This window comes from Sphingobium sp. TomTYG75 (assembly GCF_054771635.1).
Genome location: NZ_BSRE01000001.1, coordinates 2,637,607 through 2,649,923, shown reverse-complemented (window position 1 = coordinate 2,649,923; position 12,317 = coordinate 2,637,607). Strand labels below are relative to the sequence as shown.

Annotated in this window: 15 protein-coding genes and 1 pseudogene; 13 read left to right on the top strand and 3 right to left on the bottom strand. The window is 61.1% G+C overall.

Annotated elements, in window-relative coordinates; all coding sequences use genetic code 11:
* Positions 1-92 precede the first annotated feature (92 nt).
* On the top strand, positions 93-749 hold the full coding sequence (locus ACYU81_RS13420; protein ID WP_196226211.1) for an alpha/beta hydrolase: 657 nt from the start codon (positions 93-95) through the stop codon (positions 747-749).
* Between the two features lie 112 nt (positions 750-861).
* Positions 862-1,953: an HPP family protein gene (locus tag ACYU81_RS13415; RefSeq protein ID WP_460988025.1), complete on the top strand. Its 1,092-nt coding sequence runs from the start codon at positions 862-864 to the stop codon at positions 1,951-1,953.
* Positions 1,954-1,955: 2 nt separating this feature from the next.
* Here ACYU81_RS13415 and ACYU81_RS13410 read toward each other — a convergent pair whose 3' ends face one another.
* Positions 1,956-2,153, bottom strand: a complete 198-nt coding sequence (locus ACYU81_RS13410) for a hypothetical protein (RefSeq protein WP_460988024.1) — start codon at positions 2,151-2,153, stop codon at positions 1,956-1,958.
* 103 nt (positions 2,154-2,256) lie between these two features.
* Here ACYU81_RS13410 and rpiB point away from each other — a divergent pair, with 103 nt between their 5' ends.
* From rpiB to ACYU81_RS13390, 4 genes and pseudogenes are all read left to right on the top strand, one after another.
* Positions 2,257-2,694 (top strand): ribose 5-phosphate isomerase B, encoded by a 438-nt coding sequence (gene rpiB / locus ACYU81_RS13405; protein WP_449472229.1) that lies wholly within the window; start codon positions 2,257-2,259, stop codon positions 2,692-2,694.
* Positions 2,695-2,706: 12 nt separating this feature from the next.
* The gene (glyA, locus tag ACYU81_RS13400) at positions 2,707-4,026 is read left to right on the top strand and encodes a serine hydroxymethyltransferase (RefSeq protein WP_460988023.1); all 1,320 of its coding nucleotides are present in this window, start codon (positions 2,707-2,709) and stop codon (positions 4,024-4,026) included.
* An 88-nt stretch (positions 4,027-4,114) separates the two neighbouring features.
* A complete protein-coding gene (gene nrdR, locus ACYU81_RS13395; protein ID WP_196226215.1) occupies positions 4,115-4,576 on the top strand; it encodes a transcriptional regulator NrdR in 462 nt (153 codons plus the stop codon).
* Positions 4,577-4,639: 63 nt separating this feature from the next.
* Positions 4,640-5,398, top strand: a pseudogene (locus ACYU81_RS13390) (RNA methyltransferase); the annotation flags it as partial.
* On the opposite strand, the gene ACYU81_RS13385 reads toward ACYU81_RS13390, so the two are convergent.
* The gene (locus ACYU81_RS13385) at positions 5,395-5,691 is read right to left on the bottom strand and encodes a chorismate mutase (protein WP_460988195.1); all 297 of its coding nucleotides are present in this window, start codon (positions 5,689-5,691) and stop codon (positions 5,395-5,397) included. The pseudogene ACYU81_RS13390 and the gene ACYU81_RS13385 sit on opposite strands and share 4 nt — an antisense overlap.
* A gap of 233 nt (positions 5,692-5,924) precedes the next feature.
* Between ACYU81_RS13385 and rpsD the strand changes: the two genes are divergently transcribed.
* The 7 genes from rpsD to ACYU81_RS13350 all read left to right on the top strand — a co-directional run bounded on the left by rpsD (position 5,925) and on the right by ACYU81_RS13350 (position 11,638).
* A complete protein-coding gene (rpsD, locus tag ACYU81_RS13380; RefSeq protein ID WP_449472226.1) occupies positions 5,925-6,539 on the top strand; it encodes a 30S ribosomal protein S4 in 615 nt (204 codons plus the stop codon).
* 129 nt (positions 6,540-6,668) lie between these two features.
* Complete coding sequence (locus ACYU81_RS13375; protein ID WP_460988022.1) at positions 6,669-8,324, top strand: M28 family peptidase; 1,656 nt, start codon at positions 6,669-6,671, stop codon at positions 8,322-8,324.
* A gap of 172 nt (positions 8,325-8,496) precedes the next feature.
* The gene (locus ACYU81_RS13370; RefSeq protein WP_460988021.1) at positions 8,497-9,051 is read left to right on the top strand and encodes a PilZ domain-containing protein; all 555 of its coding nucleotides are present in this window, start codon (positions 8,497-8,499) and stop codon (positions 9,049-9,051) included.
* An 81-nt stretch (positions 9,052-9,132) separates the two neighbouring features.
* The gene (locus ACYU81_RS13365) at positions 9,133-10,116 is read left to right on the top strand and encodes an agmatine deiminase family protein (RefSeq protein ID WP_460988019.1); all 984 of its coding nucleotides are present in this window, start codon (positions 9,133-9,135) and stop codon (positions 10,114-10,116) included.
* Entirely contained in the window at positions 10,116-10,469 is a 354-nt protein-coding gene (locus ACYU81_RS13360; protein WP_460988017.1) for a DUF3147 family protein, read from the top strand. Before ACYU81_RS13365 ends, ACYU81_RS13360 begins: the two co-directional genes overlap by 1 nt.
* Before the next feature lie 13 nt (positions 10,470-10,482).
* Entirely contained in the window at positions 10,483-11,331 is an 849-nt protein-coding gene (aguB, locus tag ACYU81_RS13355; RefSeq protein ID WP_449472218.1) for an N-carbamoylputrescine amidase, read from the top strand.
* A gap of 16 nt (positions 11,332-11,347) precedes the next feature.
* Positions 11,348-11,638, top strand: coding sequence for a putative quinol monooxygenase (locus tag ACYU81_RS13350; RefSeq protein WP_460988016.1), 291 nt, complete (start codon positions 11,348-11,350; stop codon positions 11,636-11,638).
* Positions 11,639-11,648: 10 nt separating this feature from the next.
* Here ACYU81_RS13350 and ACYU81_RS13345 read toward each other — a convergent pair whose 3' ends face one another.
* Positions 11,649-12,299, bottom strand: coding sequence for a uracil-DNA glycosylase (locus tag ACYU81_RS13345; RefSeq protein WP_460988015.1), 651 nt, complete (start codon positions 12,297-12,299; stop codon positions 11,649-11,651).
* Positions 12,300-12,317 lie beyond the last annotated feature (18 nt).

Here is a 12,317-nt window from a genome sequence, read left to right as displayed (position 1 = left end):
CTGCCGCGCAACGCCAGCATTGGCTTTCGCGCGCCCGCATTCAACCGCCGGCCTCCTTTCTCCGGGTGGCGGCCAGAACCATAACAGGTGCCATGCCCGACGTTATTTTCCCCGGACCCGAAGGCCGCCTCGAAGGCCGTTTCAGCCCTCCGCCTCGCCCCCGCGCGCCAGTCGCGATGATCCTGCATCCCCATCCGCAAGGCGGCGGCACGATGAACGACCGCATCACGCAGGCGCTCTACAAGACCTTTGTGAAGCGCGGCTTTGCCGTGTTGCGTTTCAACTTCCGGGGCGTGGGCCGCAGCCAGGGCACTTTCGACAATGGCATCGGCGAGCTAAGCGATGCCGCCGCGGCGTTGGACTGGGTACAGAGCTTCCACCCCGAGGCGCAGACCACCTGGATCGCAGGCTTCTCGTTCGGCGCATGGATCGGCATGCAGCTGCTGATGCGCCGTCCGGAAATACGCGGCTTCATCTCGGTCGCGCCGCCCGCAAACATGTATGACTTCTCCTTCCTCGCTCCCTGCCCTGCTTCCGGCATCATTGTGCAGGGAACAGCGGATGAGGTCGTGACGGCCAACGCGGTGCAGAAGCTGGTCGACAAGCTGCGCACCCAGAAGGGCATCACCATCCATCATGACGAAATCCGTGGCGCGAACCACTTTTTCGAACATGAGCTGGATCAGCTGATGAAGTCGGTCGACAATTATCTCGACATGCGCCTGTCGCCTGACTCGCCGATCCGCTGAGTTGCTGAAGAGGGGCCGCTCGCAACGCGGCCCTTCTTTGTTTCCGGCCAAATCAACCATCAAGAAAATATATCTTGGCCTGCGCGGTCGCCGCGACTAGCGGCAGCGGGCCATGAGTGACGAGAAGAACAACGACGTTCGCCTGATATGGAGCCGCTATTACAGCGCCTTCATACCTGCGCCGCCCGGGCCAGGTTTCTTCGACCGGCTGAAAGCGGCGAGCGGCGCCATCGGCGGCATCGCGATCACGGGATTGCTTTGCGGCCTGATGCTGGGGAACGGCATAGCACATCCGTTGCTGGTCGCCCCGATGGGCGCTTCGGCGGTACTGTTGTTCGCTGTGCCTGCAAGCCCGCTTGCGCAGCCATGGTCCGTCTTTGGCGGCAATGTCGTATCGGCGCTGGTCGGGATTACCGTCGCGCGACTAATCCCTGATCCTACGATAGCTGCTGCTCTGGCGGTAGGTTGCGCCATTGGGGGCATGTCCCTGCTGCGCTGCCTCCATCCACCGGGCGGCGCGGTTGCACTTTCGGCCGTGCTGGGCGCTGCCAACGGTGCGCCGAGCTATATGTTCGCTTTTATCCCGGTGGGGCTGAACACTGCGCTGCTGGTGGCGGTGGCAATCATCTTTCACCGGATCGCGGGGCACAGCTATCCTCATGTCGCGCCCAAATCTCCGAGCGCACATGGGACGAACGATCCGGCGCCCTTGCTGCGAACGCCGCCGTCCGAACAGGATGTCGAGGAAGCGTTGCAGGCCTATGGCGATGTCCTGGACGTTAACGCCGCCGATTTGCAGGTCGTGCTGCATGATGCGGAGGTACGCGCGGCCGAACGCAGCCATGCCACGCTGACGTGCGGCGAGATCATGTCGCGCGACATCCTGTCCATTCGTGAAAGCCAGTCCGTGGCCGAAGCGGCCGAACTGCTGCATGCCCGGCGTCTATTGTCGCTGCCGGTGCTGGATGACGCTGGGCGCGTTCAAGGTCTGGTCGGTCCGCTCGACCTTTCGCGGGCAGGTGAGACGGCCCGCGACATTGCGTCGGAACCGCTGCTCGTGTCGGAACATACGCCAGTCTCGCAGTTGCTAAGGCCGCTGACGAGCGGACTGACGCACGAAGCCATCGTCGTGGATGGCGCGGGACAGCTGCGTGGAATGGTGACGCAAACCGATCTTCTGGCGGCGATGGCGCTGCGCGCCTAGGATCAGTCGCGGTGGCGTTCCAGCATCGGTACATCGGGGCCGGGGATAGCGGAAATCGCTACATTGGCGAACATGACCAGTCCGGCTATGATCATCAGGACGCCACGCTTGCGATCGCCCTTTTTCACGATCGCGTAGATGCCGCCGCCCGTGAGAAACAGTCCCGCGAGCATGAGAATGGATAATATTGTCGATGCCATGAAGCAGGCCATAAGCGGCCAGCTGGACTGTGGCAATTGGCTGCCTCTGCCCCTAAGAGGCGCGGGATACGAATCACCCTTTGTGTGACAGGACAATTTCGCCGTGAAAATCGCCCTAGCTTCCGATCATGCCGCCGTTGATCTGAAAGCCGAGCTCGCCGATTGGCTGCGTGATGAAGGTCATGAGGTTAATGACCTCGGCCCAGCGACAGCCGACCGCGTCGATTACCCCGATTTTGGCTATAAGCTCGCCAGCGCCGTCGCATCCGGCGCGGCAGAGCGCGGTATAGCGCTGTGTGGCTCTGGCATCGGTATTTCCATCGCGGTAAACCGGAATCCGGCGTGCCGCTGTGCGCTGGTGTCGGAACCATTGTCGGCGGCACTATCCCGCGAACATAATGACGCAAATGTCCTTGCCTTAGGCGCGCGCCTGACCGGGGTAGACATGGCCAAGGCCTGCGTCACCGCCTTTCTTTCCACCGAATTCGGCGGTGGCCGCCATTATGGCCGTGTCGAAAAACTCTCTCAGCCCGCGCTTTAAGGAGCCAGCCCTATGAGCACCGCCACCCTCGCCCAGCCCGACCTTTCCGATATCCGCGCGGAAGGCTATTTCACGCGCAGCCTGGCCGATGCCGATCCGGCAGTCTTCGCCGGCGTCACCAAGGAACTGAAGCGCGAGCAGAACCAGATCGAGCTGATCGCATCGGAGAATATCGTCTCGAAAGCGGTGCTGGAGGCTCAAGGCAGCGTCTTCACCAACAAATATGCCGAGGGCTATCCGGGCAAGCGTTACTATCAGGGTTGCGCGCCTTCGGATGAGGTCGAGCAGCTGGCGATCGACCGGGCGAAGCAGATCTTCAACTGCGGTTTCGTCAATGTGCAGCCCCATTCGGGCGCGCAGGCGAATGGCGCGGTGATGCTGGCGCTGACCAAGCCGGGCGATACCATCATGGGCCTGTCGCTCGACGCTGGCGGCCACCTGACGCATGGTGCAAAGCCCGCGCTTTCGGGCAAATGGTATAACGCCGTGCAGTACGGCGTGCGCGAGGATACGCACGTCATCGACTATGACGCTCTGGAAGCGCAGGCGATCGAAGCGAAGCCGACGCTCATCATCGCGGGCGGATCGGCTTATCCCCGTCACCTCGATTTCGCTCGGTTCCGTGCGATCGCGGACAAGGTGGGCGCGTTGCTGATGGTCGATATGGCGCACTTTGCAGGCCTCGTTGCCGGTGGCGCGCACCCGACGCCTTTCGGTTTCGCCGATGTCGTGACCACCACCACCCACAAGACCCTTCGCGGGCCACGGGGCGGCATGATCCTGACCAATGACGAAGCCATTGCGAAGAAGATCAATTCGGCAGTGTTCCCCGGCCTTCAGGGCGGCCCGCTGATGCATGTCATCGCCGCCAAGGCGGTCGCTTTCGGCGAAGCACTGCGGCCTGAGTTCAAGACCTATGCACAGGCGATCGTCACCAATGCCAAAGCGCTGGCCGGCAAGCTGGAACAGCGCGGCCTTGCCGTCGTTTCGGGCGGTACGGACACGCATCTGGCGCTGATCGACCTGCGTCCCTACGGCATCTCCGGCAAGGATGCCGACGAGGCGCTGGAGCGCAGCTTCATCACCTGCAACAAGAATGGCGTCCCGGGTGACCCCTTGCCCCCGACCAAGACCAGCGGCATCCGCGTGGGCTCGCCCGCCGGTACGACACGCGGCTTTGGTGTGGCTGAGTTCGAGGCGATTGGCGACATGATCGCCGATGTCCTGGAAGGTCTGCGGGATCATGGCGAGCATGGCGACGCGGCGGTCGAAGCCAATGTCCGGGAACGCGTTTCGGCACTCTGCGCCCGCTTCCCGATCTACGAAGGCTGATAGCTTCGTTCTGTCAGGGGTGGTCGAGGCGCGGCGGCTGTGCCATCTCGTGTCTCGACTCATCCGAACGAACGGAGCTTATTACTGAATGCGTTGCCCCTTCTGTGCTCACGACGACAGTCAGGTAAAAGACAGCCGCCCCACCGAAGATGGCGCCGCCATTCGCCGCAGACGGCAGTGCGAAGCCTGTGGCGCGCGCTTCACCACGTTCGAGCGCATCCAGCTGCGCGACATCTGGGTGGTGAAGAGCGAGGGACGTAAGGAAGCGTTCGACCGCGACAAGCTGGCGCGCTCCATCGACATCGCTTGTCGCAAGCGACAAATCGATCCGAGCAGGCTGGAAAAACTGATCTCCGGCATCCAACGGCAACTGGAAACCAGCGGTGACGGCGAAGTGCCTGCGCGCGCGATCGGCGAGATGGTGATGGAAGGCCTCAAACGGCTCGACAGTGTTGCCTATATTCGCTTCGCCAGCGTGTATAAGGACTTCACCGATGCTCAGGACTTCGAGGATTTCGCGGGCTCGGTGAAAGAGGTTGGGAGTGAGTGAGGGCGGCTACCCCAGCCGCCCATTCGTCACTTCGCAAAAACCTTCGATAACGAGCTGCAATAAGCTCGGCCACTTTTCAGAGCAAACGGGATAATGTCAGAGCCTTCAGCCCCCCGCCCCGTCATCGTCCTCGTGCGCCCGCAACTCGGCGAGAATATTGGTAAGGCCGCGCGGGCCATGCTGAACTTCGGGCTTACCGAGATGCGACTGGTCAGCCCGCGCGATGGGTGGCCCAATCCTGATGCTGGCCCGTCGGCGGCGGGAGCCGATGTCGTGCTCGACAAGGCTGAGGTTTTTGAAAGCCTTGCCGATGCCGTCGCGGATTGCTCGCACGTTTATGCGACGACGGTGCGCAAGCGAGGCGTGACCAAGCCAGTCGTGACGCCGGAAGGAGCTGCTCGAGAAATTCACGAGGCTACGGGAAGGGCGGCCTATGTTTTCGGGCCGGAGCGATCAGGGCTTGAAACGGAAGATGTGGCGCTCGCGCGCAAGATCCTCACGGTGCCGATTAATCCTGAGTTCGGATCATTGAACCTGGCGCAGGCGGTCATACTGTGCGCCTATGAATGGTCGAAACAGGCCCAGTTGGAACAGCCGACGGTCGTCGACCTTGGCGAACCGGCGCCACAAGTGGAACTGGAAGGGATGATAAACCAGTTCGAAACTTTGCTGGAAGGTGCGGGCTATTTCTTCCCGCCCGATCGGGCACCCGCGACCAAGCGGACGTTGCGGAACCTGCTGACGAAGCCCGGCTGGAACCATCTGGAAGTGCGGACGCTGCGCGGCGTACTTTCCGCCTTGAGCAATCCGCGTTCACGCTAAGCCTTGAGGCGATCGAATTCCTTCATTTCATAGGCGATCGAAGCTTCAACCAACTGGTCCCACAAAGCAGCTATAATGTCAGCGGGAACGCCTAGACGATCAGCTTCAGCGCGAACATTGTCGATCACCTCCGCCTTACGCGCTTCGTCGCGTACGGCGCTTCTTTCCGGCTTGATGCGGGCGGCCGCGCGCATGTGGGCGAAGCGTCGAGCGAGCAGCGCAACGAGCTGACGGTCGATTTCATCCACGCCGGTCCGGACTTGCGCCATGCTGGTGTAGTTTTCGGGGTCCATGGCGACGCTGACTAGGCGCGCCGAGGGCAGCTGTCGAGGGTTGACATGCCACTTTGCCTTCTTCATAGGCGCGCCTTCGTGATTGGCCCCGCACCCCGGTGAAGCGGCGGCCCTGCCCCTTGTATGGCAAGCAGGCGAGGACCGGGAATAACTTTCACGCTCCCCGAAAAGTGGGAACCGGTTTTCGGATCAGGAGGGTGAACAAACGTTGTTAGCGATTGTAAGGAATTATCATGTCGAAGCGTTCCAGCGCGAAGTACAAACTCGACCGCCGCATGGGCGAGAACATCTGGGGTCGCCCGAAGAGCCCGGTCAACAAGCGTGAATATGGTCCCGGCCAGCACGGTCAGCGCCGCAAGGGCAAGATGTCCGACTATGGCATCCAGCTGAAGGCGAAGCAGAAGCTGAAGGGCTATTACGGCGACATCACCGAAAAGCAGTTCAAGAAAAACTACACCGAAGCCGCTCGCATGAAGGGTGACACCGGCCAGAACCTGATCGGTCTGCTGGAGCGCCGCTTGGACGCAGTAGTTTATCGCGCCAAGTTCACGCCCACCATCTGGTCGGCGCGTCAGCTGGTTTCGCACGGTCACGTCTATGTGAACGGCGTGAAGTGCAACATCGCAAGCCGTCTGGTTAAGCCGGGCGACGAAATCACCCTGGGCAAGAAGGCGCAGGAAATGGCGCTGGTTCTGGAAGCACAGAGCCTGCCCGAGCGCGACATCCCTGACTATGTGTCGCCCGATGGCGCGGCCAAGGTCACCTATGTCCGCGTCCCGTCGCTGGACGAAGTGCCCTACCCGGTGAAGATGGAACCCAATCTGGTCGTCGAATTCTATTCGCGCTGATCAGCCAGGGTCACAATGTACGGAAAGGCGGTCCTTCGGGGCCGCCTTTTTTGTTTGTTCAACAAGCCTTGTACCGTGTGAGGGCTACTGGCAGAAATGCTGCGCCCTTCCCTTTTCAAGGCTGTTGCGATGCGTTCGTTTATTTCAATTTCGCTGATGGCCTTAGTTGCTGGCAGTGCCGCGGCGGCTGGGCCGTCGGACGTAAGTCCGTCGATCGAAACCATGAAAGAGGTGGTGAAAGAAATTTCATCGGACTCCTATGAAGGGCGGGCGCCGGGGACTGCGGGTGAGGAGAAGACGCTTTCCTATTTGGTGCGGCGGTTCGAGGCGATCGGGCTGAAGCCGGGCAACAAGGGCAGCTGGTTCCAGGATGTCCCGCTGGTGGAGATCGCGGCGAAGAATGTTTCGCCGCTGCGTTTCACTGGCGGCAAGGGGCCGGTTTCGGCCGATTATGGATCGCAGATGGTGATCGCCACCTACCGCACGGCTGCGCCGCATATCGAGGTCAAGGATAGCCCGGTCGTATTCGTCGGCTATGGCATCAAAGCGCCTGAAAAGAAGTGGAACGACTATGCCGGGGTGAACGTCCGAGGCAGGACGGTCATCATTCTGGTCAACGATCCGGATTATCAGAGCCCAACCGTGAGCGGGCCGTTCAAGGGCCGCGCCATGACCTATTATGGCCGTTGGACCTACAAATTCGAAGAGGCCGCGCGGCAGGGCGCGGCGGCCGCGATCATCGTTCATGACACTATGCCCGCCGCCTACGGCTGGAACGTCGTTCAATCGAGTTGGACAGGGGCACAGCATGTCGCGGACAGCGCGGACGGCAATGCAAAACAATCGGCGGCTATCGGCTGGATGCAGAAGGACAAGGCTGCCGCGCTGATGGCGAGCGCAGGCCTTAATCTGAATACATTGAGCGCGGCGGCGAAGAAGCGCGGGTTCAAGGCAGTGCCGTTGAAGGGCATCAAGGCGAGCGTCTCCTTTGACAATGCCATTCGCAAGCACATGTCCAAGAATCTCGTGGCTCTGCTGCCGGGCAAGACGCGACCTGATGAATATGTGCTCTATGCGGCGCATTGGGACCATCTGGGTCGCTGCGAGGCCGCGCCCGATGGCGACGACATCTGCAACGGCGCCATCGACAATGCGACCGGGACGGCAGCGCTGGTCGCGCTGGCGGAGGCGAATGTGAAAGCTGGGCCGAGCGCGCGTAGTCAGGTGTTCCTGGCGGTGACAGCCGAGGAGTCCGGGCTTCTGGGATCAGCCTATTACGGGAACCACCCCGTCTTTCCGCTGAAGCAGACAGTGGGCGGCGTCAACATGGACGCACTCAGCATGGCAGGGCTGGCGAAAAACGTCGTAGTGATCGGCAAGGGCAAATCGCAGTTGGACGCCTATCTGGATCGTGCCCTGGCCGCGCAGAAGCGTGTAGCCAGCCTGGAGCCCACACCGGAAAAAGGATTCTACTACCGATCCGACCATTTCAGTTTCGCCAAACATGGCGTGCCGATGCTCTATTTCGAAGGCGGGCAAGACCTGGCGAGGGGCGGAATTGAAGCGGGCGCCGCAGCGGCCAAGGATTATGAGGAACATCGTTACCACAGTCCAAAGGACGAATATGATCCAAAATGGGACTGGAGCGGCGTGAAGGCTGACCTCAAACTTTACTACGAGGTCGGCAGGGCACTGGCGAACACCACCGAGTGGCCGAACTGGATGGCAGGGGACGAATTCCGCGCGATCCGGGACAAAAGTCGAGTCAGCAATCAGCATCATTAAGCGCGACCGACACGCTATTTTTCACCCGATCCGATGCAGAACATCCAGCTGCGCGCTGCCCAATTATCCAACAAGGCCAGCCGGTTAATTATTTCCCTTACGGAAACTTGATCCCTATGACCACAATGTCCGAAGAATCGGACACGTAACGATAAAAAAATGGGGATGGGTCGTGGAAGTCAACAAGTCAGTCACAATCTTGCATGTCGGCAAGTTGGTGACGGCGCACAAGGAATGCCTGTGCGTCGTCCATTCGCTGTCACCGCGTGAAGCACTCGTGCGCACGAGCCTGCCGATGACGGCGGGCGAAAGCGTCACGCTGGGGCTGCGAAACGGTTTTTCCGTTTCGGCTGTCGTCGGCATGAACATGGGCGATCATGTGTCTTTGCTGTTCGAAGAGCATATCGCCATTTCGACCATCATCGCGGAACAGAGGCAGGGTCGCAGCGAACGGGAAGCCGTTCGGCTGAACATCGTCATGCCTATTACCGTATCCGCTATCACCGGCACGCATTCCTGTATGATGCAGGACATTTCGCTGTTCGGGATCAAGGTCCTCGACGAGGCAGGGCTTCGGGAAAACATGAAGGTGCAGGTCATCGTGGAAGGGCTGGGCAAGCGGGATGCCATGGTCCGTTGGCGTCAGGATACATATGCGGGATTGAGTTTCGAGGTAGCCCTTGGATTCAAGTTGCTCGACCAGTGGGCGGCGCAGATAATGGGCTGACGCTGTTGAATTTGGCGCTGTCACACCGACCGCAATCCTGTAGAGCGCAGGGGACAACGTCATCTCAGCAGGAGAAAGCCGATGACATTCCGTATGCCTGCCGAATGGGCGCCGCATGAATGGACCTGGATCGGCTTTCCCACTTATCCGGAGGAATGGCCGGACGCGTTCGCAGATGCGCGGGTGCAGATAGCTGCCTTTGCCAGGGCGCTTCATGCCGATGGCAGGGGTGAAGAGGTGCGGCTGGTCTGCGCCAATGAGGGCGACGCGGCAGTGGCGCGATCGCTGGCTGGACCGGATGTGACGATCGTCGTCCAAAAGCTGGGCGACGTATGGCTGCGGGACACGGCGCCGATCGCGGTGATGCGCGGGGACGAGCGGGCTCTGGTCGATTTCGGCTTCAATGGCTGGGGCGGCAAATATCAGATGCCGGGCGATGAAGATATCGGTGCGCGTCTGGCCGCGACCACCGGGTTGGCGACATCCTCGCAGCATTGGATATTCGAAGGCGGCGCCGTCGACACGGATGGCACTGGCCTGTTCGTGACGACCGAGCAATGTCTGCTCAATCCCAATCGCAACCCTGACCTGGATCGCGGCAAGATCGAAACGCTGCTGGCGGGATCGCTGGGGCTGTCCGACATGCTGTGGCTGGGCGACGGGTTGCTGAACGATCATACGGACGGCCACGTGGATAATCTGGCTCGCTTCGTTGCTCCGGGGGTGCTGGCGCTGCCCGAAGCAAGCACGGATGATGATCCCAACGCCGCCATCTATGCCGATGCCCGCGCCCGCGCCAAGGCGTTTGGGGTCGAGGTGGCGTCCATCCCCTCCCCCGGCCGCGTGCTGGTGGATGGCGAAGTGATCCCGGCCAGTTACATGAATTTCTACATCGGCAACGCTGCCGTCATCGTGCCCGTCTACGGCCAGCCCAATGATCAGGCGGCGCTGGACGCGATAAAGCCATTCTTCCCCGGTCGGGAGATCATCGGGCTCCGCAGCGACGCCATCCTGTCGGGCGGCGGCAGTTTCCATTGTTGCAGCCAGCAGATGCCGTCGGCATGATGAGCGGGATGCTGGCGATACGCGCGCTACTGTCGGGCGTCATCATCGCCATCGTTTCTGTCGTATCCCGGCGCTATCCGGCGCTGGGCGCGTTGATCGCGTCCCTGCCCCTGATTTCGGTGATGGGGATGATATGGCTGTGGAATGACAGGCCCGATGCCGAGAATATGGCGCGGCATGCAGAGGCGACCTTTTACTATGTCCTGCCGTCCGTGCCCATGTTCCTGCTGATCCCCGCGCTGCTGCGGCGGGGCATTTCCTTTCCCCCAGCATTGATCGCCGGTTGCGCAATGACGATCCTTCTCTATCTCGCAACCGTCGCCATCACCGCCCGATTGGGCATTCGCCTCTAGGACCACCGAGGATATGACCAAAGTCACCGTTGCCGCCCTTCAGCTCGCCTTTTCAGAGGATCTGGATGACAATGTCGCCATGGTGTCGGACCATGTGGTGAAGGCAGCGGCACGGGGCGCGAAGATCGTCCTGCCGCCCGAGCTGTTCGAAGGGCATTATTTCTGCAAGGTCGAGGATGAGGCCCTGTTCGCCAATGCCAAGCCGATCGGCGAACATCTCGCCGTGGCCGAGATGCGCAAGGTGGCAAAGGCGGAGCGCGTCTATATCCCCACCAGTTTTTTCGAACGCGACGGCCAGCATCATTATAATTCTCTCGCGATGATCGACGATGAAGGCGAGATCATGGGCGTTTATCGCAAGAGCCACATTCCGGACGGGCCGGGTTATGAGGAAAAATATTATTTCCGTCCCGGCAATAGCGGATTCAAGGTGTGGGAGACGCGCTACGGCACGATCGGCGTCGGCATTTGCTGGGACCAATGGTATCCGGAGGCGGCGCGGGTCATGGCGCTGATGGGGGCCGAGCTGCTCTTCTACCCTACCGCGATCGGATCTGAACCCTATGATGCGGATCTGGACACGAGCCGCATGTGGCGCCGGGCGATGATCGGCCATGCCGTCAGCAATTGTATGCCGGTCATCGCGGCGAACCGGATTGGCGACGAGGAAGGCCAGAAATTCTACGGCCACAGCTTCATCAGCGATGAGTGGGGCGATTTCGCGGCGGAAGCCGACGCAAAGGACAGTGGCGCGCTGGTCGCCACGATCGATCTGGCTCAGGCGCGCAAGCATCGGGCAGGCATGGGGTTCTTCCGCGACCGGCGGCCAGAGCTCTATTCGCGGATCGCACAAGACATCTGATTGGGAGAATGACGCCATGACGGTAGCACGCCATTATGTGATGCACGCCCGAGAGGGATCGGACGCCGCGCTGGAAAGCGCCCTTCGCGCGCTTGCCGCCGCCGTCCGCCCGCTTCCGGGTTGCGAGGGTGTCGAGATGCTGCGCGACCAGGGGAATGAACGCCGCTTCATTTTTATCGAGCGCTGGGCTGATGTCGATGCGCACAAGGCGGCGGGGCCGATGCTGGACAAGGGGCTGTTCGGGCCAATGATGGACGCGATGGATGGGCCGCCGGAAGGTGCTTATCTCGACTATCTGATAAGCTGAGCAGCCCGCGTCAGAGCAGCGTCACCGCCCTTTCGAAAACGGCCGCAAACATCTCATTCGTCAGGCGGCCAGTCATTATGTTTCTTTGGGAACAGTGATAGCTGTCGATGACGATCTTGCCGCTGGGCATGCGATGTTCCGCCATATGGGCGAAGCGGGCCTTTGGGAGCTTGCCGCCTAACACCTTCACGACAGATTGATGCGCGATTTCGCCAAGCGCGATGAATATCCGTGCGTTGGGCAGTGCTTCCACGGCGGACTTCAGGAATATGCGGCAATTATGCGCTTCCTGCGGTACGGGCTTATTCTGCGGCGGGAGGCATTTCACGGCATTGAGGATGATGGCGTCGTTCAGGACGAGCTGATCATCGGGCCGAGCCTCATAGGTGCCCTGGGCTAGGCCGACATTCAGCAGCGTCGCGAAGAGAAGATTGCCAGCGAAATCTCCAGTGAACGCCCGGCCGGTGCGATTGGCCCCCTGCTTGCCGGGAGCCAGGCCGACGATGACGATGCGGCCGAGCGGATCGCCGAAGGCAGGCACGGGAGCGTTCCACCAGTCTGGATGCTGGGTCCGGCATTCCTCGCGCAAAGCGACGAGGCGCGGGCAGAGCGGACAATCGAGCGGAGCTTCCGCATGAGCTATGGGGCTTTGCAGCGTCATGCGTAGCGGTTAGGCGCA